Here is a 23,273-nt window from a genome sequence, read left to right on the forward strand (position 1 = left end):
GGCGATGGGTTGACGGCGATGGATTGCTGTCGTGGCGGCGGGTCTCGACGCGGCCCGCCGCCTGGCTCAGATCACCTCTTCGCGGGTCCGGTGGAGGAATTCCTCCGTCCTGCGATCGAGCTCCTCGGCGCTGACGAGGCCGCGCTCCAGTGCGAGCTTCTCGAACGCCGCCAGCCACTGCTGGTAGTAGTTCCAGGTTTCGTCATCGGGCGCGTGGGACTTGTCCCAGGTGCCGATGGTGCCGATCAGGCTCTGGCGGAAGTCCTCCCACTGGTAGGCCTTGGCCTCGGCCAGGGCGAGGGCCATGCCGAAGGCGCGGCCCTGCCAGGGCTCCTCGAACTGGAGGCTCTCGCAATTGCGCGGGATGGCGCCCCGCCCGTCGAGCGATTCCACATAGATGTCCATGGCGGCGATCCCTTCAGGCGGCAACGAGGCCGAGGCCCTGCATGGCCTCGGTCGAGACGAGGGCGGCGAGCTTCTCCTCGGGCCAGCCCTCGGTGCCGGCGGGCCGTTCGGGGATCACGAAGTAGCGCACCTGCGCGCTCGAATCCCAGATGTCGATCCTTTTGTCCTCAGGCAGGCTCACGCCGAAATCGGCCAGGACGCCGCGCGGCTCGCGCACGATGCGGGCGCGGAAGACGGGATCCTTGAACCAGTAGGGCGGCAGGCCGAGCAGCGGCCAGGGCCAGCAGGAGCACAGGGTGCAGCAGACCACGTTGTGCGCGTCCGCGGTGTTCTCCACGACACGCAAGTTCTCGCCCTCGATTCCGTCCTTGAGACCGAGTTCGGCGATGGCCTTGTTGGCGTCGGCCAGGAGGCGCGCCTTGAAGGCCGGATCGGTCCAGGCCTTGGCCACCACCTTGGCGCCGTTGAACGGCCCCATCTCGTGCTCGAAGAAGCGGATGACGCGATCGACCGTGTCGATGCCGATCATGCCCTTCTCGCGGAACAGGGATTCGAGGGCCTTGGTGCGGGCGGCGTAATAGCTTTCGCTCTCCCGCAGGTGGTGATGATGTTCGTGATCGTGGTCGTGATCGTGATCGTGATCGTGATCGTCGCTCATGATTTTCCGCTCTGGCTATTGGGCGCGAGGCCGGTTGTTGTGATGAGGAAAGAGATCAGGCGGCTTCGAGATAGACTTCGAAGCAGTCGTTGTAGAGAACGTCGCCCTTGTCCGGGATGTCCGACCACAGGTCGCGGGTCTTGAACTTGACGAGATAGACCGGCTGGGTGGTGGAGATGCCGTCGGTGGGCACGTTGTCAGCGTAGAGATAGGCGCCCTTGTAGACGGTATCGATCACGCCGACCTTGTTGCGCAGATAGCCCGGCAGACGGGTGTGGACCGCGGGCGGCATATCCTTCACGCGCACCTTGTCGCCGACCTTGAACAGCGGGTCCACCGCTACGTCCCGGTAGGGATTGGCGCCGGTGTAGAAATACTCGATCACCCGCTCGGTCACGGCGTTGTCCCCGGAATTGGGGAGCGGCGCATCGGGGTGTTCCAGGAAGTGCTTGGTGCGCTCTTCAAGCTCTTTTTCGGAGATATAGTTCTTCGCCACGAGGAAATGGCACATGCCGCCGAGCCATTTGATGTAGTAGCGATACTTGAAATAGTCGAGCGGGCTCATGCCTTCGGCGAGCACCCGCAGATCGGGCCAGGCCCAGATGCCTGTGCCCATCATGGTGGTGTGAACTGCGAAGAGCTGCGCCTCCCACGGCTCCACGAACACGCGCTTCTCGACGGCCACGGGGCCGAGGTTTTCGATGCCCCCGAGGAAATGTTGAACTTTCATGCCGACGCCTCTCTCTGCCATGCCTGCGATCCCAAGCGGATCGCGAGCCTCGGTTGATCCGCCCCTGCCGCCGCGACGGGCGGCCCGCGGAGCGGCGGAACACGAGGAGCCAGGCTTTCAAGGCCGACGAAGATGATCGCCAACGCAAAAAAGCCCGTCAGCACCTCGCTGCGGGCGGCTTTGCCACTGATCCATAAATCATGCTGGCGGCGTCTTGATGAGCGTCCTTGCTCGACGACCGTGAAAACAGTGCGACGCAGCAAAAGAACTGTCAAGCGAGAATTTTCAGGTCCCGGTTTTAGCGTGGAAGACACGATTTCAACCGGAGATACAGGCACCAGCGCACGCCGGCCCGGAGCTTGCGCAATTTGATCCCCGCTTTGGTTCTGGTCAGCCGCATTTGCGCTTGACACAGCGCCGGCGCACAGTCAGGCTAATTCGTAGGCGATAGGCAAGGCTGCCTATTAAGTCGCCACTTGCGAACACACATTCGGGACAGACCCCGTGGCGATGCAGCCCTCAGGCCGAACGGCCCGAGGGCGTTTTTGTTTGCGGCAATGTTACTTGCGGCGGACGAACATCGAGCGGGAAACCGGCAACGGACACGTGCGGTGAGGGAAATGGCGAGACCCAGCTATCGGATCGGCCTGATGTTCTCCACCACGGGACCCTACAGCACGGTCGCCGGCGCCATGCTCAACGGCGCGCTGCTCGCGGTGTCGGAGATCGGCGAAGCGGGGCCGCTTGAGTTGGTGCCCGTGGTTGTCGATCCGGGCGGCGACCTCTCGCGCTATACCGCGCTGAGTGGCCAGCTCCTCGCCGAAGGGGTGCGCCATGTTGTGGGCTGCTACACTTCGTCGAGCCGCAAGGAAGTCATCCCCTGCTTCGAAAAGCATGACGGAATGCTCTGGTATCCCTCCCATTACGAGGGCTTCGAGAGCGCCGACAATGTCGTCTACACCGGCGCGGCGCCGAACCAGCATATCCTGCCACTGATCGACTACCTCATGTCCACCTTCGGCGACCGCGCCTTCTGCGTCGGCTCGAACTACATCTGGGCGTGGGAAAACAGCCGCATCCTGCGCGAGACGGTGACGGCGCGTGGCGGCACGGTGGTCGCGGAGCGCTATCTCCCTGTCGGCGAGATCGACCTGCGCAAGCTCGTGGACGCGGTGATCGAGGCGCGGCCCAGCTTCGTCTTTTCGTCGCTCATCGGGGTCAGCGGCCTCGCCTTCCTCAGCGCGCTACGCCACGCCTGCCTCGCACGAGGCATCGACCAGCCGGGCACCATGCCGGTGGCGAGCTGCAACCTCTCCGAGCCCGATCTGGACGAGCTGGAGCCGGAGGCCCGCGACGGCCACATCTCCTCCAGCGTCTATTTCTCGGCCCTGCGCAATCCGGTGAACGACGCCTTCGTCTCCCGCCACGCCGCGGCTTACCCTTCTGCGCCCTTGACCTCGGCGGATGCGGAAGCCTCCTACATCGCGGTGAAGCTGCTGGCCGGCGCGCTGGCCGAGGCGGGCACCGATGAAATCCTCGCGGTGAAGGCGGCGGTGGCGCGCCAGCGGCTCGCCGCGCCCCAGGGCGATGTTTGGGTGGATGCGGAGACCATGCATCTTCATCTCACGCCGCGCATCGGCCGCTCGCGCGGGACGGCGTTCGACATCATCCGCGAGGAGCCGGCGCCCATCCGGCCGGATCCCTACCTGGTGCGTTCCTCACCCACCGACAGCTGGTTCGCATCCGCGCCGCGGCTGCGGGTCGCCAAGTAAGGAGCGGGCGAGCCATGTCGCGCAACCTCCTCCAGAACTTTCGCGGCGCCCGCGCCCTCATCGTCGCCTCCGGCGAGGGCGGCATCGACACGCTGGAGAGCGTGCTCGGCAAGCTCGGCCTGATGGTCGCCCGCGCAGACGCGCCCGAGGCCGGGCGCCATCTTGACCTCGCCCTGTTGGAGGAGCGCGCGGACCTGCTCTTCATCGACGGCGATCTCGACAGCGTGTTGCCCTGTGACCTCGGCGCGGCCCGCACGCCGCCGGTGCCGGTGATCGGGCTGGTCGGCATCGAGGCACCCAGCCGGCTGAAGGCCTTGATGAACCAGGGCGCTACGGCCTTCCTGCGCAAGCCGGTCTATGCCGGCGCCGTCTACACCACTCTATTCTTGGGCGTGAACCAGTATCTCCTGCGCAAGGAGATGGCGAGTGAGCTGAACGCCCAGCAGGATCGCCGCCGCCGCCGCAGGGCGGTCATCAAGACCATCCTGCTGCTGATGGAAGAGCATCAGGTGGACGACGACGAGGCCTATGTGATGCTCCGCCGCGACAGCATGCGCCGGCGCCAGAGCCTCGAGGATTATTGCGAGGACTATATCTCCGGCCGGTCGAAGCTGACCGCGTCCTCGCCCGAAGCCGAGCCGCGCACCGCGGCCCGGCGCTGATCTCACCACACCCACATCCCGACGGAGCCGCCCGGCTCCGCGCACGTGGCAGCTGCCAGCGACGCCAGCCCGCCCGCAAGGAGAAGGCATATGTCCCGGCATCTGACACCGCCCCCCTATTCCCCGCCGGATCCGGCCTGGCTCGAGGGCTCCATCATGGCCGCCCGCGGCGAAGCCAAGGGGCGCGCCGGCGAACGCTACGAGATCACCGAGGCGAGCCAGGGCAAGTATCATTACGTCTACGGCCCCTATGCCACGCCCGTGCTGCGCGTGGACCCAGGCGCGGTGGTGAGCGCCGAGACCCACGACGCCATGGAAGGGCAGATCAAAAGCGAGAGCGACAAGCCGTCCGAAATCCTCAACTTCCCCTTCCTCAATCCACAGAACGGGCCGATCTTCGTCAACGGTGCAGAGAAGGGCGACTGCCTCGCCGTCTATATACACGACATCGTCCCACGCGGGCCGCAGCCCATCGGCACCACCTGCATCATGCCGGAGTTCGGCGGCCTCGTCGGTACGGGCGACACCGCGATCCTCAACGCGCCTTTGCCGGAGATCGTCAAGAAGCTGCACGTGGATCGGGCGACCGGCGTGCGCTGGAACGAGCGAATCAGCCTGCCCTACCAGCCCTTCATCGGCACCATCGGCACCGCGCCGGAGATCGAGGCCATCTCCTCCCTCGTCCCGGACTATTACGGCGGCAACATGGACCTGCCGGATGTGGCCCCCGGCGCCGTCATCTACCTGCCGGTGCATGCGCCGGGCGCGCTGCTCTATCTTGGCGACTGTCACGCGACGCAGGGCGACGGTGAATTGTGCGGATTCGCCATCGAGCATCCCACCGTGACTACAGTGCAGATCGACCTCATCAAGGGGTGGAATTTCCGCTGGCCGCGGCTGGAGACGCACGATCGCGTCATGACCATCGGCTCCGGCCGCCCAATGGAGGATGCGGCGCGCATCGCCTATCGCGAGCTGGTGCGCTGGATGGCCGCCGACTACGGCTATGACGAGCTGGAGGCCTATATGCTGCTCACGCAGGCCGGCCATCTGAGGGTCGGCAATATGGTGGACCCGAAATATACGCTCGGCGCCTCCGTCGACAAGACGCTGCTCGGCGCGGCCTGAACCACTGGCACCTGGCAATAGCTCCGGCGGTCGACCGATCGCCGGAGCCTTTCGTCGTGCCCTTACGCCCGCAAATCCTGCCATTCCGGATGACGGCGGAATTGCGCCGCGACATAGGAGCAGAGCGGGGTGATCTTGAACCCTTGTGCGCGCGCATCGGCAATGAGCGCGTCCACCAGCCGCGCGGCGATGCCCTGCCCCTCGAAGGCCGGCGGCACACCCGTGTGGGTGACGACCAGGGGCCCGTCGCCCCGGCGCTGGTAGCTGAGTTCCGCTTCCGCACCACCGCCGAGGCGGATCACGTACCGACCCCCGCCTGGGCCGTCCTCACGCTGAACCACGTGGTGGGCATCTCGGCTGGCGTCGCTCATGGGGCCTCCTCAGTGGTCCTGCCGCGACCACAACGGCGAGACTACCCCATCAGTTCATTCGGTGCGCCAGCCCGCGAGCGTGCGGAACGCATCCGCGAGAATCTCCTTGGAGAGCGGCTGCACGAAATTGCGCAGATAGGGCGCGGTCTCCCAGGACACGGAGACGATGCCGTCCACCACCGCATCGGTCGCGACACCGAAATCCTCCAGCGCACGCGGCAGGCCGAGGCGGGTGTAGAAGGCCAGCATGTCGGACATGAAGTCGGCGTCGCGCCCCTCCGCCAGCAACTGCACCAGAAGCCCGAGGGCCACCTGCTCACCATGCAGCGCCTGCGCCACCTCCGGCACGGTGGAGAAGCCGCGGGTGAGCGAATGGGCGATGGAGAGGCCCCCACTCTCGAAGGCGAGGCCGGAGAGGAGGATGGTCGCCTCCACGACGCGCTCTACCGCCTCGTCCGCGGTCTTGCGGGTCACGGCGGTCACCGCCGCCTCCCCGTCGGCGCGGATGGCGCGGTAGCACGCATCGGCGATGGTGACCGCGAGCGTGGTGGGGTGGCCTTTGAAGAAATTCAGTCCCCCGGCGGCGGCGCACTGCTCCACCTCGAACTTCTTGGACAGGGCATCGCCGATGCCCGCCACGAAGAAGCGCGCGGGCGCCTGGACGATGACGGACGTATCCACCAGCACCACGTCGGGATTGGCATCCATCAGCCGCACTTCGCTCAGCACGTGGTCGGCCGTGTAGACCACCACGAGGCGCGAGGTGGGGCTGTCGTTGGAGGCGATGGTGGGCACGATGACGAGGGGCGCCTTGAGCGCGATGCGCACGCCCTTGGCGGTGTCGATGGCCTTTCCGCCGCCGACGCCGATTACCACGTCAGCCCCCGCCGCCCGCGCTGCGGCGGCGAGCGTGTCGATCTCAGCCGCCGTGCATTCCCCGCCGAAGGTGGCGAAGGTGACGGCCTCGGCCTCCGCCAGTTCGACCTTCAGTCGCGGGCCGAGCAGATCCATGACGATGGCATCGGCCACCACGAAGGGGCGTCGCCCATGGAGCCGCACCAGCGCACCCAATTCGCCAAGCGCCTCCGGCCCCTGGACGTAGCGGGCCGGAGACCCGAACGCGCGCACGCTCATGCGTCACCCCAGTGGAAATCGCGCTTGCCGCCATCCATGCAGATCAAGGCGCCGTTGATGAAGGCCGCCTGCGTGGAGCACAGGAAGGCGACAAGCGCGCCCACCTCCTCCGGCTGGCAGAAGCGGCCGACGGGATTCTGTCCGGTAATCACCGCCCGCTTCTCCGGCGAGAAGGTGGCGATGAAATCGGTGGCCACATAGCCCGGGGCGATGGCGTTCACCGTGATGCCGTCCGCCCCAACTTCCTTCGCCACCGTGCGGGTGAAGCCCAGAACGCCCGCCTTGGCCGCCGAGTAGTTGGCGACGCCCGGCCGTCCGCCGCCGGTGACGTTCATGGACGAGGTGTTGACGATGCGCCCGAAGCCGTTCGCGCGCATCAATGGAATGGCGTGCTTGCTGCACAGGAAGGTGCTGCGCAGATGGCTGGAGACGATGATGTCGAAATCCTCGATCTCCATTTCCGCGACCCGCCGCCCGAGATGGCGCCCGCCCGCCCCGGCATTGTTCACGAGGATGTCGAGCCGCCCGAAGGCGTCCACCGCCGCAGCCACCACGCCGGCCGCGCCCGCTTCGTCGGCCACGTCGCCCGGCGCCGCCGCCGTCTCGTGCCCGGCCTGCCGCAGGTCCTCGGCGCAGCGGGCCGCGGCTTCCGCATCGATGTCGTTGATGACGATGCGCGCGCCCTCGGCGGCGAGCCCCAGCGCTTCCGCCCGGCCGATGCCGCGCGCCGCGCCGGTGACAAGGGCGACCCTGCCCTTCAATCCTAGATCCATCTTGGTCTCCGATCAGCCCTTCACCGCGCCCGCCCCGAGCCCCTGGATGAAGTATTGGCTCAGCAGGGCGAAGGCGCCGAACAGCGGCAAGGCGATGAGGGTGGAACCGGCCATGATCTCGCCCCAGCGCAGATCGAACGAGCCGACCATGGAGGCGAGCCCCACCGGCACGGTCTTGTTGGCATCGGAGCCGATCATGATGAGCGCGTAGGTGTAGTCCGTCCACGACAGCAGGAAGGAGAAGATGGCGACCGTAATGAGCCCCGGCAGCGACAGCGGCAGCACCACACGCAGGAAGGCGCCGAGCCGCGTGCAGCCATCCACCATGGCCGCCTCTTCCAGCTCGAACGGCATGCTCTTGAAGAAGCCCCACAGGAACCACACGCCGAGCGGCAAAGTGAGGGTGAGGTGGGAGACGATGACGCTCGTCAGCGTATCGCCGAGGCCGAGCTTGGCGAAGATGGAGAACATGGGAATGGCGATGAGCAGCGGCGGGAACATGTAGGCGTAGAGCATCGCCCCCACGATGATTCCCTTACCCCGGATGCGGTGGCGCGTGACCGCATAGGCGATCATGATGGAGAACACCATGGTCACCGCCACCGTCACCGCTGCAACAATGAGCGAATTCAGGAACTGGGAGGGATAATCCGTCAGCTCCAGAAGGTTCGTGTAGTATTCCCAGGTGAACGGGCCCGGCAGCAGCGAGGTGGAATTGATGAGCGCCTGCGGCGCGCGGGTGGAGGACACCACCATCCAGTAGATGGGGAAGGCCGAATAGATCGCGATCAGCGTTGCGGCGCCATAAAGCGCGATGCGGCCGGCGAGCGAGCGGGGGGCGCGGGACATCGCAGCTTCACTCCGTATCGAGCGGAAACAGGCGGAAATAGATGAACACCACCAGCGACAGGATGGCGAAGGAGATGGTCGCCACCGCCGCGCCGCCGCCGATGTCGAACTGCCCGAACGCCTGGCGATAGGAGAGGATGGCAAGATGCTCCGTGGCGCCTACCGGGCCGCCCTGGGTGAGCAGCCAGATGACGTCGAACTTGTTGAACATCCACACGGCGCGCAAAAGCACGATCACAGTGAGGATGGGCTTCAGCATGGGCAGCGTGATGTGGAAGAAACGCTGGACGGCGTTCGTGCCGTCCACCTTCGCCGCCTCGTAGAGGGAGGACGGCACGGTCTGGAGTGCGGCGAGGAAGGTGGTGGTGACGAAAGGTGTCCACATCCACACGCTCACCAGGATCACCGAGGCCATGGCCGCGCCAGGGCTCTCGAACCACTGCACCTGCGGCAGGCCGAGGGCGGACATCATGGTGGTGAGCACGCCGATGGAGCCGTCCACCATCCACTTGAAGGTCAGCACCACCACCACGGTCGGCAGCAGATAGGGCAGGATGGAGAGGCCGCGCACGATGTTGCGGCCGGGGAAGACCTGATTGAGCACCAGCGCGAAGCCGATGCCCAGCACCACCTGAAAGACGATGGTGCCGAGCGAGTAGATGAAGCCGTTGATCAGCGCGCGCCAGAAAACCCATTGCGAGAGCATGCGCGTGTAATTGTCGAGCCCTGCCCACTTCGGAGCGCCGACGAAAGAATCCATCTGGTAGAAGCTCAGCGACACCGCATAGACCACCGGCGCCACGATGAGCAGCGCGGTCACGGCAAGGCCCAGAATGAGGAAGGAATAGATGGTCGCTTTGGAACTCACCTGCGGCGCCTCGCTGAGCGGCTTGTGACCCTTCAGGGTCGAGACGGAAACGCCCGGCCCGAGGGCCGGAGCGGTGGAATGGCCGGCAGGCCACGATCAGGGCAGAGCCTGCCGGCCTTGCGTCTTCGGACGAAATCCTCAGGACGCAACCGTGTGGCGATGACCGCTCACGAAGCGATGACCTGCCGCATGCGGTCGGCGGCGGCCTTCACGCATTCGGCGGAGGACATGCCCTTCAGAACCTTGTTCTGCAACATTTCCGGGAACACGAAGGCCTCGAAGATCTTGCCCGGCTTCAGGCTCGGCGAGGGCCCCTGCGTGTCGATGGAGGTGAGGATCATGTTCTTGTCGGTGAGGAACGACTTCATCATCTCCACCGCCGCATTGTGCTTCTCGATCAGCGGATGGGCCCGCCAGCGCGCATCATCGTACACATCGAGGCGCGGCGGCTGGAAGTGCAGCGGGGCGGTGTGCAGGAAGTTGATGTACTGGTTCTCGGTGAACCATTTCATGAACTTCATGGCCTCGTCGGACTGGGGCGTCTTCAGCACCACCCAGCCGTCATAGCCATGGTTCACCGCCTGATGCTTCCCGGCGGAATCCATGTACGGCATGATCCCGTACTTGTCGGCGAGCGCGGGGTTGTTGCGCTCCAGCACCTCGATGATGCGGCCGGCATAAGCCGTGTGCGCCACCTTGCCGGAGGTGAAGTTGGACAGCACCTCGCCGAAGCTCGCCTGGCTGGTGCCGGACGGCATGGTCTTGTAAAGCTCTCCGAAGAAATCGAGATAACGGCTCGCGCGCGGCGCCATGTCCGCATTGTCGAAGATGATGTTCCACTTGTCGTCAAACAGCTGCACGCCTTCGGCCCACATGAAGCCGGGGGAGAGCCAGTTGGTGGCGCCGTTCGAGCCGATGGGGAACAGGGAGCCGGCCGTGCCGTCGCCGTTCAGCGCCTGGCTGTTCTTCAGGAAGCCGTCCCAGGTCTTCGGCACCTCAAGCTTGTTCTTCTCGTAGAGATCCTTGCGATAATAGATCCAGGCGAGGTTGTAGTCGTAGGGATACCAATAGACCTTCCCATCCACCGGGAACAGAATGTTCGGCCCCCACTTGTACTTGTCCGTCAGCTCGTTGAGCGGCATCAGCTGCCCCTCGGAGGCGAGGATCAGCACATGGCCGATGAAGGCGAAGGTGGCGATGTCGTAGGGCGTGCCGCCGCGCAGCGAGGTGGTCACCTTGGTGAAGATGCCGTCCAGCGGCACGGAATCCACGACCACCTTGGTGCCGAACTGCTTCTCGTATTCGGCAGCCGCCACCTTCAGCGCGCGGATGCTGTCGATGGAGGTCTCGGCGTTGAGGAAGCGGATGGTTTTGGTGCCTTGCGCGCGCACCACTGCGGGGGCCGCGAGCCCGCCCGCGGCGATGCCGGCACTCAAGGCTCCGGCGCCCTTCAAAAGGGTCCGGCGTGACAGCCCGTCCTTCTTGATCTCGTCCATGGCGTTCTCCCGATCGTCTTGTTCTGCGTTCTTGTTTTCACTCGGCAAATTCAGGCGGCGGGACGCCGCCCCACATCCGTGTCGGCGCAGTTGATCCGCGCTCCGGTTTCCTTGGAGAAGACATGCAGCCGGCCGGGCCGGAACTGGATGGGAAGGGTGGTGCCGCTGCGCACCGCGTCAGTGCGGTCCAGCATTACCCGCAGGCGCACACCCGCGACCTCGCCGATGCACAAAGTCTGCGCACCGAGCTGCTCGATCACCGCCACCTGAAAAGCGTGCGCGCCCGGCGCCTCGCCGACGCCGATGTGCTCGGGCCGGACGCCCAGAACGAGCGGTGTCCCCTCCGCCGCGGCGACGCCCGGCGGCAGCTCGATGGAGAGGCCGCCGGCCTTGAGCGCGCCGCGCTCCAGATGTCCCTCGATGAGGTTCATCTCGGGCGAGCCGATGAAGCCCGCCACGAACAGATTGGCTGGCCGGTCGTACACCTCCAGCGGCGCGCCCACCTGCTGCACATGGCCGTCGCGCATGATGAGGATGCGGTTGGCGAGCGTCATCGCCTCCACCTGGTCGTGGGTAACGTAGACCATGGAGGTTCCGACCTCCTGGTGCAGCCGGGCGATCTCCTCCCGCATCCGCACGCGCAGCTTCGCGTCGAGGTTGGAGAGCGGTTCGTCCAGCAGGAACACGTCCGGGTCGCGCACCAGAGCCCGGCCTAGCGCCACGCGCTGCATCTGCCCGCCGGAGAGCTGCTTGGGCTTGCGCTCCAGATAGGGGTCGAGGCCCAGCATGGCGGAGGCGGACTTCACCCGGCGGTCGATCTCCGCCCGGTCCATCTTGCGCATGCGCAGGCCGAAGGCGAGGTTCTCGTAGATGGTCTTGTGCGGGTAGAGCGCGTAGTTCTGGAACACCATGGCGATGTTCCGGTCCTTCGGTTCGAGGCGCGTAACATCCCGCCCGCCGATCTCGATGGTGCCGGTGGTGATCTCCTCCAGCCCCGCGATCATGCGGAGCGTCGTGGACTTGCCGCAGCCGGAGGGGCCGAGGAACACCACGAACTCGCCGTCGCGGATGGTGAGGTCCACCCCGTGCACGGCCACCTGCGCACCGTAGGCCTTGCGGACCTGATTGAGCCTGACTTCAGCCATGGGTGACCTCATCCCGACGCGCCGCGGCGCCGGATGCCGCGTCCGCGACGAAGGCGTGGATGCGATGGTTGATGGGGGCGAGCGCCGCCTGTATCTCGCCATAGAGCCCGTGGCCGCGCGCATAGAGCGCGGCCCGCTCGGGATCGGGCGTGGCGGTGGAAACGATGGCGACGCGGCGCGCCGCATCCGCCTCGTCGGCATAGGCCCCGACACCGAGGCCGGCCAGCAGTGCCGCGCCGAAGGAGGCTTCCGCCACCGCAGGTAGTTCCACCTTCACATCCAGAACATCGGCCACGATCTGCCGCCACAGCGCGCTCTTCGCCCCGCCGCCGGTGAGGCGGGCGGTGGAGAAGTCTAGCCCCTTGGCGCGCAGGGCGACGAGGCAATCCTTCAGCGAATAGGCGATGCCCTCATAAAGCGCCCGCACGAAATGGCCCGGCCCGTGGTTGAAGCCGATGCCCACGAAATCGGCGCGGAGCAGCGGATCCCAATGGGGGCTGCGCTCGCCGTTGAGATAGGGGTGGAAGAACAGGCCTTCCGCCCCCGGACGTACGGCGGCAGCGAGACGGTCCATCTCGGTGAAAACTGCTCCACCGTCCTCGCCCGCGCGCTTGAAGAAGGTGTCGCGCAGCCATTTGTGGGCCGAGGCGCAGGAATTGGTGGCCGCAATCACATACCAGTGGTCGGGCATGATGTGGGGATAGTTGATGACGGTGAAGTCCGGCCTTGGATGGCGCGAGAGCACGCTCACCGTCGCGGCGGTGGCGAGCTTCACCACGCCGAGCCCCTCCCCCGTCATGCCCGCGCCATAGGTCTCGGCGGCCGTGTCGGACGTGCCGCACACCACGGGCGTGCCCTCGGCAAGGCCAGTCTGGCGCGCGGCTTCCGCCGTCACGGTGCCCACCACCGTCTTGGGCGCGACGATGGGCGGCAACGTCTCCAGCGGCCAGCCGATCATGGCGCACAATTCGGGCGACCAGCCGCCGGTGGACGCATCCGCCATCAGCGTGCCGACGGCGTCGATGGTGTCCGTCTCCCAGGTGCCGGTGAGGCGGGAGCGCAGCCAGTCCTTGGCCACGTAGAGCCGGCGCACGCGGGCGAAGGCTTGCGGCTCGTGACGGCGCAGCCACAGCATCTGCGGCAAGGTCCAAGTGGGATTGGCGCGGTTGGCGCCGATCTCCAGGATGCGCGCGTCCCACTGCCGGCGCAGGTCCGCCGTCTCGGGGCCGGAACGCTGGTCGTTCCAGAGGATCGCAGGGCGGATCACCGCGCCGTCCTTGTCCTCCAGCACCTGCGTATGGGCGCCGGCGGAGAAGGAAACGGCGAGCACATCGCGCGGCGACGCGCCGGCGGCGGCGAGCGCGCGGGGCACGGTCTCGCACACCGCGCGCCACCAGTCGTGCGGGTCCTGCTCGCTCCAGCCGGGATAGGGGGCGGAGGTGGCGATGGGCGCGAACGCCTCGCCTGCCAGCGTGCCGTCGAGGCGGATCACGCTGGTCTTCAGCGCCCCCGCGCCGAGATCGATACCGATGAGGAGATCAGCCGCCACGGCGCACGTCCACCGCTCCGGCGGCCGGGCGCAGGCCCAGCTTGCCGGGATTCATGAGATTGCCCGGATCCAGCGTGTCCTTGATGGCCTGCAGGACGTCGAGGCCGACGCCCAGCTCCCGCGCCAGCCACGGGTTGCGGAACACGCCGACTCCGTGATGGTGGGCGATGGAGCCGCCGTGGTCCAGCGTCAGCGACTGGATCGCCTCCCACAGCCGCGCATGGAGCGGCAGCGCCTCTTGCTCCGGCATGGGAGGCAGGCGGATGGTCATGTACTGGCAGGCGCCCTCCGGATAGATGTGCGACCAGTGCGCGCCGAAATGGATATCGGGGTAGATGGCCCGCACGGCAGCCTCCATGGCGGCATACATGCCGGGGATCGCCGACCAGTTGCCGGTCACCTCGATGGTGTCGTTGTAATAGCCTGCCGCCTGCCATTTCTGCGAATAGGCGACGTAGCGATTTTCCTTCCAGTGATGGTACGGCCCGTCCGGCGCGACCACCGCGCCCTGTGCCCTGGCGATGGCGAGGCTCATGTCCTCTTCAGCGCTCACGATGGGTTCGGAACCGGAGAAGACGAAGATGCCGAGAATGGGGTTGGCCGCGAACGCCTCAAGCCCCTGCGTGCGCTCCGCGCTTTCCGCCGCATCGTAGAGGCGGGCAATGGTCGGGCGCAGCTCGGCCTGCATGATCTGGCGGGCGGTCTCCCACGCGGCTTCCAGCGAGGGGAAGGCCAGCACCACGCCGCGCTCCACCTCGGGCTTCTTCCAGATGCGGAGCGTGACCTCGGTGATGATGCCGAAGGCACCTTCGCCGCCCACCATCAGGTCGCGGATGGAGGGTCCGACCGAGCGACGGGCGAGCGGGCGCACCTCCAGCAGGCGTCCATCCGGCAGCACCGCCTTGAGGCCGAGCACGATGTCCTCGATCTTGCCATAGCGGCTGGAGGCCTGTCCGCCGCCCCGGCAGGCGACCCAGCCGCCCACCGTGGAAATCTCGATGGACTGCGGAAGGTGGCCGCAGGTGAAGCCCTCGGCATTGAGCGCCGCCTCGAATTCGGCGCCGTTCATCCCGGCCTCGACGGTGACCATGGCATTCTGCGGATCGACCGAGACGATCTTGTCCAGCCGGCGCAGGTCCACCATCACCTCGTGGGCAAGCGGAATGGCGCCGCCCAGCACGCCGGAGCCATTGCCGAACGGGATGAGCGGGATGCCGTTCTGCCGCGCATGGCGCACGATGGCGGCCACCTCGTCCGCCGAGCCGGGCCGCACCGCGAGGCGCGGCATCACGCCGGCGAGCCGGCCGGTGCGGGCGCGGAAATTGGCGAAGGGCAGGCGGTCATGAGCATAGGCGCGCCGGTCTTCGTCGCCGGTCAGAACGTTGTCGCGGCCGACCAGCGCGGCGAGGGCCTCCACCAGCCCCAAATCGGCGCCCGGCGTGTGGGAGCCTTCAGCTTCGGCGATATTGGATTGGGCGGCGGCTGGACCGGTCATGGGCACCTCTTTGGACGAGAGGCACGGCGATGCGATCCCTTGCGGGCTCCCATGCTGGCGTCCTCCCATCGTCGTTTTCGATCTTGAACAATCGTTTGTTCAAGGCTGTCAGACAAAGCTGGGGGCGTCAAGCGGTGATATTCAATGAGGCGCCGGGCCGGTGGAGCCGCGCACCACGAGGGCGCCGGGCGGCAGGGGCGCGACCGGCGCCGGGTCTTCCCCGCCGAGGGCGCGGATGAGGAGGCCGGCGGCGACGCGGCCCATCTCCTCCGTCGGCATGGCGACACTGGTCAGGGCGGGATAGAGCATGGCCGCGAACGGCGCGTCGTGCAGGCCGATGACCGAGATGTCCTCGGGAATGCGCAGGCCCGCCTCGTGCAGCGTCGCCATGGCGCCGGCGGCGGAGACAAGGGTGGCCGCCAGCACCGCGGTCGGATGTTGCGGCAGCAGCGCCCGCATGGCCTGAGTGCCGCCTTCGGCGGTGTAGCCCGCCACGCCCACCAGCGCTTCATCGAAGGCGAGGCCGGCCGCCGCCAGCCCATCGCGATAGCCCTGCAGGCGCTCGCGGGCATTGAAGCCGCCTTCCCGGCCGGCGAGGTGGGCGATGCGCCGATGGCCAAGGGCGGTCAGATGCTCCACGCCCTTGCGCGCCGCGGCGCGGCTGTCCAGCACCACGGAGAGCGGCGCGCCGGGCAGGACGCGGTTCATGAGCACGAAGGGCACACGCGCTGCGGCGAGATCCGTGCGCAGCACCTCGTCGTCGTCGAGGCTGGCGACGAGCAGGCCGTCCACCCGGTTGGTGCGGGAAATCTTGGCGATGGTGGTCGCCGTCTCGCCGGGCTCGCGGTGGGAGATGAGCAGCGAGTAACCGCGCTCCGCCGCCGCCAGCTCCGCCCCGCGGATGGCCGAGGCGAAGACCGGGTTGTCGAGCTGGGGCACCACGATTCCGAGCGTGTCGGTGCGCTGGGTGCGAAGCCCGCGGGCCAGCGGATTGGCGAGATACTGCATCTCCTCGGCGATCTTCAGGATGCGGACGCGCGTTTCTTCCCGCACCCGCTGGCTCGCCTCGCCCCTGAGCACGCGGGAGGCCGTCGACATGTCAACGCCGGCCGCCCGCGCCACATCCGCCAATGTCACCCGCGCCATCCCGCCGGAGCCCCCCGCCAGATCTCCCGTGTCCACCATCCTCCAGGCACGGGCGTCTTTGCAAGGCGGACAGGCGGCATCAGTGGCCCAGCGACCAACGCCGCTCGATGGGCGTGGGCTGCTTCTTGCGGGTGGCGCACAGCGAGCACCCGCAGCCGGCGAGGTGCTCGCGCTTGACGACCTTGGGCTCGGCGGAGGTCTTCTCCGAGCGGTCGATGGCCCGCCGCAGCTTGCCGTTCATGGTGCTGAGGCGGGGCATCGCCATCTCGCGCGGGGCCTCGCCGCTGCAATTGGGGCAGCAGGCCGGCTGTTCCGCCGCGCTCATGGAACCCCAGTCGTCGAAGGGGCCGCAGGCCTCGCAGGCATAAGTGTAGAGGGGCATCGTGGTCTCCCGGGGAGGAAACGGGCGGCCCGCGGGCCGCCCGGATGAAAGGTCAGGGGTTGAGCCAGCCCTGCAGCAGCGAAAGGCCGGGCACCCAGCCGGTGAGAATGCCGATGAGAACGGTGAAGGCGCCGGTGAACTTCAGGATCGGCTGCTTCATCGTCAACAGCACGAAGTAGCAGAACCAGAGCAGGCCCCAGCCCACCCAGTTCCATCCCATCCAGAGGCCGATGGGGCTGTCCGCCCCGCGCAACGACTGGATCGCCACCGGCGCCACGGTGATGGCCACGAACAGGCTGAACCAGCCCAGCCCCCGCCCGTCCACCTTGGTCACGCGGTTGTAGGCCACCCAGAAATAGGTGGCGGTGAACAGGAGCGTCAGCGCGGCGCCCTTGATGGAGGCCGCATCCGCGGCCGGGTTGAAGGCCCAGAACAGCGAGATGGCGAGCGTCACCACGCCCGACACCACGTTCACGACAATGATCTCGCGGTCCTCGATCTTGCCCAGAAGCCAGAGGCCGTTGAGCACCAGCACCGCGCCCACATAGAGCAGGCCAAGTCCAAGCAGCATGATGGATCTCCTCAGCCCCGGCCGGTCGCGCGGCCGGGGCGCCAGGGGTTACGGAGATGGTGCCTGGACCTCAGCTCGCGCGGGCCACGTCGACGCCCGAGACCTGCCGGGTGGGGCCGGTGGAATTCGGGTTGATGTCGAATTCGAAGATCTTGGTGGGGATGGCCACCGTCGCGCACACGTTGGGAATGTCCACGATGCCGGCGATACGCCCCTCCACCGGCGCGGTGCCGAGGATGGTGTAGGCCTGTTCGCCCGAGTAGCCGAACTTCTTCAGGTACTCGATGGCGTTGAGGCAGGCGCGGCGATAGGCGACGTGGGCGTCGAGATAGTATTGCTCGCCGGTGTGCTCATCCACCGAGATCCCCTCGAAAATGAGGTAGTCGTCGAAATGCGGGTCAATGGGGCTCGGCTTGAAGATGGGGTTGATGACCCCGTACTTCGCCATGCCGCCCTTGATGAGGCCGACGCCGATATCGATCCACCCGGCCATCTCGATGGCGCCGCAGAAGGTGATCTCGCCGTCGCCCTGGGAGAAGTGGATGTCGCCCATGGAGAGGCCGCCGCCCTTCACATAGACGGGGAAATAGCAGCGCGAGCCGCGCGAGAGGTTCTTGATGTCGCAATTGCCGCCGTGCTCGCGGGGCGGCACCGTGCGCCAGCCTTCAGCCGCCGCCTTGTCACGGGCGGCGCCGGTCATCTGGCCCATCAGGGCCGTGTCGGCATAGGGGAGCGCGGCGAGCGGCGGCACGCGCTGCGGGTTGGTGGCGACGAGGGCGGCCTCGCGGCGGTTCGCCTCGGCCATCAGCTTGTGATCGGGCAGGCAGCCGATCAGGCCGGGGTGGATGAGGCCGGGATAGCGCACCTTCGGCACGTGGCGGGAGGTGGTGTAGATGCCGTGGAAGTCCCAGCAGGACTTCACCGCCTCGGGATAGTGCTCGGTGAGGAAGCCGCCGCCGTTCTGCTTGTCGAACAGGCCATTGAAGCCCCATTCGGAGCCCTCGATGGGGCCGATGTCGAGGATGTCCACCACCATCAGGTCGCCCGGCTCGGCGCCTTCAACGCCGAACGGTCCGCTGAGATAATGGACCTTGGTCAGGTCCACGTCGCGCACGTCGTTGGCGCTGTCGTTGTTGCCGATCTGCCCGCCGGTCCAGTCGTAGCACTCGACCCGAAACTCGTCGCCGGGCTTGAACATCTCGACCATGGGCAGGTCCGGATGCCAGCGATTGTGCGTCTTGATGGTCTGCTGCTCGGGCTTCTTGCTGAGATCGATCTTGAAGACGGTCTTTGCCATGGCTTCCTCCTTGGAGGGTGCCGCGGCCTTCGCGCCGCTCTGCGGGCAGCCTTGAAGCCGCCACGCCCGCACCCTGCCCGGAGGCTAGGAAGCCCATGTAAGCGGCTTTCGGCGTTTGCCGTGCGCCTCATGTAAATTTTTGTAAGCGGCGGCGGCTCTTGCGCCTATCGCGCGCAAGCCGCGTTATGATCCGGAGGCGAAGCAGAAGCTCAGCGCGAGGGTGCACGGCGGGATGATGAACGAGGCTGCGCGCAGTCCGAGAATCCTGATGGTGGACGACGACCGCCGGATGTGCGGCTTCGTCACCAAATTCCTGGCGCGGGAGGGCTTCTGCGCCGATTTCGCGCTGGACGGCAGCGCCATGCGCGACGCGCTGGCCGCGACGCGCTTTGATCTCATCATCCTCGACCTTACCTTTCCCCGCGGCGAGGACGGGCTCTCCCTAGCCCGCGCCGTGCGCGCCGGCTGGGACATGCCGCTGCTCGTGCTCTCGGCCAAGTGCGAGACGGTGGACAAGATCGTCTGCCTGGAACTCGGGGCGGACGATTACGTGACCAAGCCGTTCGAGCCACGCGAATTGCTCGCCCGCGTGCGGGCGCTGCTGCGGCGCGCCAACGGCGCCATCCGCGCCACCCCCGCATCGGTCGCCGCCTCCCCTGCCCCGGCCTCGCCGGCGGGCCATCACCTGGTGTTCGGCGTCTTCCGGCTGGACCTCGACCGCCGCGAGCTGACGCGAGTGGACGGCACCCGCGTGGCGCTGACCAGCCACGAATTCCGCCTGCTGGCCGCCCTTGCCGAGCGGCCCGGCCGCGTGCTCACCCGCGACCAGATGCTGGACCTCGTAGCCAACCGGCAATGGGCGCCGTTCGACCGCAGCATCGACGTGCTGGTCGGCAAGCTCCGGCGCAAGCTGGAGGACGGCGGCGGCGGGGAGATCATCAAGACCGTGCGCGGGGAAGGCTATGTCTTCACCCCGCCCGCGCCGCACTGAGGGTTCTCAAGCGCCGCGCGTAACCGCCGGCAGCAGCAGCGTGACTCGGGTGCCGGCGCCCGGCTCGCTCTCGATGACAAGGTTGCCCCCGGACTGCCGCGCGAAGCCGTAGACGGTCGCGAGGCCGAGGCCGCTGCCGCTCTCCGCCGGCTTGGTGGAGAAGAAGGGATGGAATGCCCGCTCCACGACATCCGGCGCCATGCCGCAGCCGGCATCCTCCACCACCAGCGCCACATAGGCACCGGCCGGCATGTCCTCCAGAAGCTCAGGCGCGCCGGGTGCGAGTTCGCGCAGCTCGGCGGCGAGGCGGATGACGCCTTGCCCTTCGAGGGCATCGCGGGCGTTGAGCAGGAGGTTGAGGAGGCTCGCCTCCAACTGGCGCACATCGACGACGGCGGCGCACGGCTGCGGCGCAGCCTCCCGATGAAGCGCGATGCCGGGGCCAACCACCGCCCCCGCCTGGTGGACCACCTGATCGAGCACAGGGGCGATGTCCACGAGGCGCGGCAGCAGCGGCTGCGCCCGGCCCACGGCGAGCAACTGGCGGCTGGCGACGATGCCTTCCTCCACCGCGCCGAGCGCATCCGCCACGAGTTCCCGCATCACCGTGCGATCGCCCGGCGGCTCGCGCAGCACCTCCTCCTGCAGCAGCTTGAGATTGCCGCCGACCACCGCGAGGAGGTTGTTGAAATCGTGCGCGATGCCCGCCGAGAGCCGCCCGATGGCCTCCAGCCTCCGGCTGCGGCGCAGCAGTTCCTCCGCCTGCGCCCGCTCGTGGGCGAGCGCGTGGCGATCGAAACAGCGGCCGAGGGTGGCAAGAAGATCATCGGGATCGAACGGCTTGCAGACATAGTCATAGGCCCCCGCCTGCAACGCCCGGATCGCGGTGGGGACGGAGGCATAGGCCGTCACCATCACCACCAGCAGATCCGGCCGGATGCGGCCCAGCTCCGTGGCGAGGGCCACGCCATCCTCGCGCCCGAGGCGGATGTCCACGAGGGCGACGCCCGGCGCCTCCGCCGCCATGGCTTCCACCCGCGCCTTCGCGCCAGCGCCGTCATGGGCGACGGCGATCACATATCCCTCCATCTCCAGCAGCGCGGCGAGGCTGCCGGCGAAGTCCTGGTCGTCGTCCACGATCAGGACGCGTCGCTCCGCCCTACGAGGCATCCGCGTGCTCCCGTGCGGCGGGGAGAATGATGTCCACGCGCGTGCCCGCGCCCGGCTGTGAAGCGATGGAAACGCTGCCGCCGTGGCGCTCGGTGATGCGCTTGACCAGCGCGAGGCCCAGGCCGAGCCCGAACGGCTTGCTGCTGAACAGCGGCTCGAACAGGCGCCGGCGCACCTCCTCGCTCATGCCCACGCCATTGTCGGTGACGGTGATCCGCACCCGCTCGCCCTCCGCTGCCGTGGCGATGGCGACGCGTCCGGGCGGTGCCCCGGCGGGCCGTTCCAGCACGGCCTGCATGGCGTTCTGCACCAGATTGGCGAGCACCTGCCGCAGCCGCTCGCCATCGGCCTCGATGATGCGGTCGCAGTCGAGGTCCAGTGCCAGCTCGACGCCGGACAGGGCGCGCAGGTCGGAGGCCTGCTCGGCGATCCAGGCATCGAGCGCCAGCGGCACCATGCTGACGTCGGGCCGACGGGAGAATTCGAGCAGATCCTCGATGATGCGCACGCAGCGCCGCACATTGCGCTGGATGCGGTCCAGCTCGCCCCGCTCCCGCTCGCCGGAGAGGGTGCCCGCCCGCTGCAGCACCGCGACGGAGGTCGTGAGCGTTCCCAGGGGATTGCGCAGTTCGTGGCTCACCGTTGCCGTCAATTGGCCGATGGCGGCGAGGCGCTCGCTGCGCGTCAGCTCCTCCCGCGTCTCGTTCAGCTTCTCCAGCGAGCCGACGAGATTGCGCTCGGCGAGTTCCCGGCTCTCGTTGGACAGGACGATCCACCACGCGCTGATGGCGAGCAGCGGCAGCATGGCGAGGAACACCCGCAGCAGCAGCCCGCCATTGTCCAGATGCGGCGTCTCAGCCCCCGGATCGATCAGCCGGTAGGTGAGCAGGAACAGCGCCGCGGTCACCACCGTGAGGGCGACGAGGACGCCGCCGACCTTGAGCAGGCGCTGGGGCATGTGCGGCGCGATGCGGCGTCGGAACCCCTCGCCGAAATAGCGTGACCGCGAGCTTTCGAGGTCCTGGTGGGATTTCTTGCAGGCGTCGTGGCAGTGGGCGTCGAGGCTGCAGCAGAGCGAGCAGATGGGCCGCTCGTAGAAGCTGCAATAGGCCATGTCGTCCCGCTCGTAGCCGTGATCGCAGATCTCGCAGCGCAGGACCGGACCGCTGCCCGGCGCCGGCGAGGCATCGACGGGCGGCCGGGCGAGATAATAGCGCCCGCGCGTTCCGAAGCCGATGGCGATGGCGGCGAGGAAAGCGATGAGGAAGGAGAGCGGGGCCGCATAGGCCTGAACGGCCGGGCCGAAGACCCCGGTGAAGGCGAGGAGGGAGACGAGCGAGCCCGCCGCCATGCCGCCGCAGCCGACAGGATTGAAATCGTGCAGGTGCGCGCGCTTGAACTCGATGAAGCCGGGGCTGACCTTGAGCGGCTTCAGCACCAGAAGGTCGGCGATGATGGCGCCGACCCATGCCATGGCGATGTTGGAATAGACCGCCAGCACCACGTCCAGCGTCTCGAAGATGCCGAGCAGCATCAGCAGCAGCGAGATGAGGATGTTGAACACCAGCCACACCACCCGTCCGGGATGATAGTGGGTGACGCGGGAAAAGAAGTTCGACCACGCCAGCGAGCCGGCATAGGCGTTGGTCACGTTGATCTTCACCTGGGACACCAGCACGAACAGCGTGGCGCAGAACAGGGCCAGCGCCGGATTGTCGAAGACGTGCTGGTAGGCGACGAGATACATGTAGATCGGTTCCAGCGCCGCCGGACGGGGCAGCCCGGCGCCGAGCACCAGCACCGCGAGCAGCCCGCCGGCGAGGATTTTCAACCCGCCGATGACAATCCAGCCCGGCCCCGCCATCACCACCGCACCCCACCAGGCGAGGCGGTTCGCGGCCTTCTTCTCGGGCAGGAACCGCAGATAGTCCGCCTGCTCGCCGATCTGCACCACCAGCGAGCACATGACGCTGACCGCCGCGCCGAAGGCCAGCGCATCGAACCCGGCCGATCCGGTGTCGCGGCCGGCAAAGCGGGTCCACGCCGCGATCTCGTCCGGCGCCTTCAGCCAGATCATGACGAAGGGCAGCACCATCATCGCGAGCCAGAGCGGCTGCGTCACCATCTGCAGCCGCGAGATCATGGTGATGCCCATGAGCGTGACGGGGATGATGACGAGGGACGACAGGATGTAGCCGAGCACGAGCGGCAGATCGAAATAGAGCTTCAGCGCCTGGGCCATGATGGCGCCTTCCAGGGCGAAGAAGATGAAGGTGAAGCTGGCATAGATCAGCGACGTGATCGTCGAGCCGATATAGCCGAACCCCGCCCCGCGGGTGAGCAGATCGAGATCGATTCCGTATTTGCTGGAGTAATAGGCGATGGGCAGGCTGGTAACGAAGATGAACACCGACACCACGAGGATCGCGAGGACCGCGTTGGTAAAGCCGTAGTTCAGGGTGATCGAGCCGCCGATGGTCTCCAGCGCCAGGAAGGAGATGCCGCCGAGCGCCGTGTTGGCAATGACGAAGGGCGACCAGCGCCGGAAGGACCGCGCCGTGTAGCGCAGCGAATAGTCCTCCAGCGTCTCGTTGGCGATCCAGGAATGATAGGACCGCAAAGCGGGCAGTTCGGGCGTTTCCAACGCGTTTTCACCTTGTTATTGCCCCCAAGGCTAGAGG

Annotated in this window: 23 protein-coding genes; 4 read left to right on the forward strand and 19 right to left on the reverse strand. The window is 67.2% G+C overall.

Annotation, left to right across the window (positions count from 1 at the left end; translation table 11 throughout):
- Positions 1 to 66: 66 nt before the first annotated feature.
- From ACT54R_RS07500 to ACT54R_RS07515, 4 genes are read right to left on the reverse strand one after another with little or no spacing between them, the layout of a single operon-like run.
- Positions 67 to 405 carry a nitrile hydratase accessory protein gene (locus ACT54R_RS07500; protein WP_051678805.1) on the reverse strand — a complete coding sequence of 113 codons (339 nt, stop codon included), beginning with the start codon at positions 403 to 405 and terminating at the stop codon, positions 67 to 69.
- A gap of 13 nt (positions 406 to 418) precedes the next feature.
- Positions 419 to 1,063, reverse strand: a complete 645-nt coding sequence (gene nthA, locus ACT54R_RS07505; protein WP_476325029.1) for a nitrile hydratase subunit alpha — start codon at positions 1,061 to 1,063, stop codon at positions 419 to 421.
- 55 nt (positions 1,064 to 1,118) lie between these two features.
- Positions 1,119 to 1,793, reverse strand: a complete 675-nt coding sequence (gene nthB, locus ACT54R_RS07510; RefSeq protein WP_029555657.1) for a nitrile hydratase subunit beta — start codon at positions 1,791 to 1,793, stop codon at positions 1,119 to 1,121.
- Entirely contained in the window at positions 1,790 to 2,068 is a 279-nt protein-coding gene (locus ACT54R_RS07515; RefSeq protein WP_156026243.1) for a hypothetical protein, read from the reverse strand. The genes nthB and ACT54R_RS07515 overlap by 4 nt, the downstream gene beginning before the upstream one ends.
- Before the next feature lie 345 nt (positions 2,069 to 2,413).
- Between ACT54R_RS07515 and ACT54R_RS07520 the strand changes: the two genes are divergently transcribed.
- The 3 genes from ACT54R_RS07520 (at position 2,414) to ACT54R_RS07530 (ending at position 5,355) form a co-directional block, all read left to right on the forward strand.
- Positions 2,414 to 3,565 carry a transporter substrate-binding domain-containing protein gene (locus ACT54R_RS07520; RefSeq protein WP_476325031.1) on the forward strand — a complete coding sequence of 384 codons (1,152 nt, stop codon included), beginning with the start codon at positions 2,414 to 2,416 and terminating at the stop codon, positions 3,563 to 3,565.
- Positions 3,566 to 3,579: 14 nt separating this feature from the next.
- The gene (locus ACT54R_RS07525) at positions 3,580 to 4,227 is read left to right on the forward strand and encodes an ANTAR domain-containing response regulator (RefSeq protein WP_476325033.1); all 648 of its coding nucleotides are present in this window, start codon (positions 3,580 to 3,582) and stop codon (positions 4,225 to 4,227) included.
- Positions 4,228 to 4,317: 90 nt separating this feature from the next.
- Positions 4,318 to 5,355 (forward strand): acetamidase/formamidase family protein, encoded by a 1,038-nt coding sequence (locus ACT54R_RS07530; protein ID WP_476325035.1) that lies wholly within the window; start codon positions 4,318 to 4,320, stop codon positions 5,353 to 5,355.
- 62 nt (positions 5,356 to 5,417) lie between these two features.
- Here the strand turns inward: ACT54R_RS07530 and ACT54R_RS07535 are convergent, their stop codons facing one another.
- The 13 genes from ACT54R_RS07535 to fmdA form a co-directional block, all read right to left on the reverse strand.
- On the reverse strand, positions 5,418 to 5,726 hold the full coding sequence (locus ACT54R_RS07535; protein ID WP_476325037.1) for a GNAT family N-acetyltransferase: 309 nt from the start codon (positions 5,724 to 5,726) through the stop codon (positions 5,418 to 5,420).
- A gap of 54 nt (positions 5,727 to 5,780) precedes the next feature.
- Positions 5,781 to 6,860, reverse strand: coding sequence for a glycerol dehydrogenase (locus ACT54R_RS07540; protein ID WP_476325039.1), 1,080 nt, complete (start codon positions 6,858 to 6,860; stop codon positions 5,781 to 5,783).
- Positions 6,857 to 7,633 carry an SDR family NAD(P)-dependent oxidoreductase gene (locus ACT54R_RS07545; RefSeq protein WP_476325041.1) on the reverse strand — a complete coding sequence of 259 codons (777 nt, stop codon included), beginning with the start codon at positions 7,631 to 7,633 and terminating at the stop codon, positions 6,857 to 6,859. Before ACT54R_RS07545 ends, ACT54R_RS07540 begins: the two co-directional genes overlap by 4 nt.
- A gap of 12 nt (positions 7,634 to 7,645) precedes the next feature.
- On the reverse strand, positions 7,646 to 8,482 hold the full coding sequence (locus ACT54R_RS07550) for a carbohydrate ABC transporter permease (RefSeq protein WP_476325043.1): 837 nt from the start codon (positions 8,480 to 8,482) through the stop codon (positions 7,646 to 7,648).
- 7 nt (positions 8,483 to 8,489) lie between these two features.
- Complete coding sequence (locus ACT54R_RS07555; protein WP_168461657.1) at positions 8,490 to 9,350, reverse strand: carbohydrate ABC transporter permease; 861 nt, start codon at positions 9,348 to 9,350, stop codon at positions 8,490 to 8,492.
- 167 nt (positions 9,351 to 9,517) lie between these two features.
- Positions 9,518 to 10,846 carry an ABC transporter substrate-binding protein gene (locus ACT54R_RS07560; protein ID WP_476325045.1) on the reverse strand — a complete coding sequence of 443 codons (1,329 nt, stop codon included), beginning with the start codon at positions 10,844 to 10,846 and terminating at the stop codon, positions 9,518 to 9,520.
- A 50-nt stretch (positions 10,847 to 10,896) separates the two neighbouring features.
- Positions 10,897 to 11,991: an ABC transporter ATP-binding protein gene (locus ACT54R_RS07565; protein WP_476325047.1), complete on the reverse strand. Its 1,095-nt coding sequence runs from the start codon at positions 11,989 to 11,991 to the stop codon at positions 10,897 to 10,899.
- Positions 11,984 to 13,540, reverse strand: a complete 1,557-nt coding sequence (locus ACT54R_RS07570) for a xylulokinase (RefSeq protein WP_476325049.1) — start codon at positions 13,538 to 13,540, stop codon at positions 11,984 to 11,986. The genes ACT54R_RS07565 and ACT54R_RS07570 overlap by 8 nt, the downstream gene beginning before the upstream one ends.
- Positions 13,530 to 15,035 (reverse strand): FAD-binding oxidoreductase, encoded by a 1,506-nt coding sequence (locus tag ACT54R_RS07575; RefSeq protein WP_476325051.1) that lies wholly within the window; start codon positions 15,033 to 15,035, stop codon positions 13,530 to 13,532. Before ACT54R_RS07575 ends, ACT54R_RS07570 begins: the two co-directional genes overlap by 11 nt.
- A 141-nt stretch (positions 15,036 to 15,176) precedes the next feature.
- On the reverse strand, positions 15,177 to 16,220 hold the full coding sequence (locus ACT54R_RS07580; RefSeq protein WP_476325053.1) for a LacI family DNA-binding transcriptional regulator: 1,044 nt from the start codon (positions 16,218 to 16,220) through the stop codon (positions 15,177 to 15,179).
- Between the two features lie 40 nt (positions 16,221 to 16,260).
- Positions 16,261 to 16,563, reverse strand: a complete 303-nt coding sequence (locus ACT54R_RS07585; protein WP_168461669.1) for an FmdB family zinc ribbon protein — start codon at positions 16,561 to 16,563, stop codon at positions 16,261 to 16,263.
- Positions 16,564 to 16,615: 52 nt separating this feature from the next.
- Positions 16,616 to 17,134: an AmiS/UreI family transporter gene (locus ACT54R_RS07590; RefSeq protein WP_476325055.1), complete on the reverse strand. Its 519-nt coding sequence runs from the start codon at positions 17,132 to 17,134 to the stop codon at positions 16,616 to 16,618.
- A gap of 70 nt (positions 17,135 to 17,204) precedes the next feature.
- Positions 17,205 to 18,431: a formamidase gene (gene fmdA, locus ACT54R_RS07595; RefSeq protein WP_476325057.1), complete on the reverse strand. Its 1,227-nt coding sequence runs from the start codon at positions 18,429 to 18,431 to the stop codon at positions 17,205 to 17,207.
- Between the two features lie 268 nt (positions 18,432 to 18,699).
- On the opposite strand from fmdA, the gene ACT54R_RS07600 reads away from it, so the two are divergent.
- A complete protein-coding gene (locus ACT54R_RS07600; protein WP_476325059.1) occupies positions 18,700 to 19,422 on the forward strand; it encodes a winged helix-turn-helix domain-containing protein in 723 nt (240 codons plus the stop codon).
- 6 nt (positions 19,423 to 19,428) lie between these two features.
- On the opposite strand, the gene ACT54R_RS07605 is transcribed toward ACT54R_RS07600, so the two are convergent.
- Both ACT54R_RS07605 and ACT54R_RS07610 read right to left on the reverse strand, forming a co-directional pair.
- Entirely contained in the window at positions 19,429 to 20,592 is a 1,164-nt protein-coding gene (locus tag ACT54R_RS07605; RefSeq protein ID WP_476325061.1) for a response regulator, read from the reverse strand.
- A complete protein-coding gene (locus tag ACT54R_RS07610) occupies positions 20,582 to 23,236 on the reverse strand; it encodes an ATP-binding protein (protein ID WP_476325063.1) in 2,655 nt (884 codons plus the stop codon). The genes ACT54R_RS07605 and ACT54R_RS07610 overlap by 11 nt, the downstream gene beginning before the upstream one ends.
- Between the last annotated feature and the right edge of the window lie 37 nt (positions 23,237 to 23,273).

The sequence above is a fragment of the Xanthobacter sp. DMC47 genome (assembly GCF_056313845.1).

Bases quoted from the DNA above. Each gene is read 5' to 3' on its own strand.
- ACT54R_RS07500 (WP_051678805.1), bottom strand. From the start codon at position 405: ATGGACATCTATGTGGAATCGCTCGACGGGCGGGGCGCCATCCCGCGC.
- nthA (WP_476325029.1), bottom strand. From the start codon at position 1,063: ATGAGCGACGATCACGATCACGATCACGATCACGACCACGATCACGAA.
- nthB (WP_029555657.1), bottom strand. From the start codon at position 1,793: ATGAAAGTTCAACATTTCCTCGGGGGCATCGAAAACCTCGGCCCCGTG.
- ACT54R_RS07520 (WP_476325031.1), top strand. From the start codon at position 2,414: ATGGCGAGACCCAGCTATCGGATCGGCCTGATGTTCTCCACCACGGGA.
- ACT54R_RS07525 (WP_476325033.1), top strand. From the start codon at position 3,580: ATGTCGCGCAACCTCCTCCAGAACTTTCGCGGCGCCCGCGCCCTCATC.
- ACT54R_RS07530 (WP_476325035.1), top strand. From the start codon at position 4,318: ATGTCCCGGCATCTGACACCGCCCCCCTATTCCCCGCCGGATCCGGCC.
- ACT54R_RS07535 (WP_476325037.1), bottom strand. From the start codon at position 5,726: ATGAGCGACGCCAGCCGAGATGCCCACCACGTGGTTCAGCGTGAGGAC.
- ACT54R_RS07540 (WP_476325039.1), bottom strand. From the start codon at position 6,860: ATGAGCGTGCGCGCGTTCGGGTCTCCGGCCCGCTACGTCCAGGGGCCG.
- ACT54R_RS07545 (WP_476325041.1), bottom strand. From the start codon at position 7,633: ATGGATCTAGGATTGAAGGGCAGGGTCGCCCTTGTCACCGGCGCGGCG.
- ACT54R_RS07550 (WP_476325043.1), bottom strand. From the start codon at position 8,482: ATGTCCCGCGCCCCCCGCTCGCTCGCCGGCCGCATCGCGCTTTATGGC.
- ACT54R_RS07560 (WP_476325045.1), bottom strand. From the start codon at position 10,846: ATGGACGAGATCAAGAAGGACGGGCTGTCACGCCGGACCCTTTTGAAG.
- ACT54R_RS07565 (WP_476325047.1), bottom strand. From the start codon at position 11,991: ATGGCTGAAGTCAGGCTCAATCAGGTCCGCAAGGCCTACGGTGCGCAG.
- ACT54R_RS07575 (WP_476325051.1), bottom strand. From the start codon at position 15,035: ATGACCGGTCCAGCCGCCGCCCAATCCAATATCGCCGAAGCTGAAGGC.
- ACT54R_RS07580 (WP_476325053.1), bottom strand. From the start codon at position 16,220: ATGGTGGACACGGGAGATCTGGCGGGGGGCTCCGGCGGGATGGCGCGG.
- ACT54R_RS07585 (WP_168461669.1), bottom strand. From the start codon at position 16,563: ATGCCCCTCTACACTTATGCCTGCGAGGCCTGCGGCCCCTTCGACGAC.
- ACT54R_RS07590 (WP_476325055.1), bottom strand. From the start codon at position 17,134: ATGCTGCTTGGACTTGGCCTGCTCTATGTGGGCGCGGTGCTGGTGCTC.
- fmdA (WP_476325057.1), bottom strand. From the start codon at position 18,431: ATGGCAAAGACCGTCTTCAAGATCGATCTCAGCAAGAAGCCCGAGCAG.
- ACT54R_RS07600 (WP_476325059.1), top strand. From the start codon at position 18,700: ATGGTGGACGACGACCGCCGGATGTGCGGCTTCGTCACCAAATTCCTG.
- ACT54R_RS07605 (WP_476325061.1), bottom strand. From the start codon at position 20,592: ATGCCTCGTAGGGCGGAGCGACGCGTCCTGATCGTGGACGACGACCAG.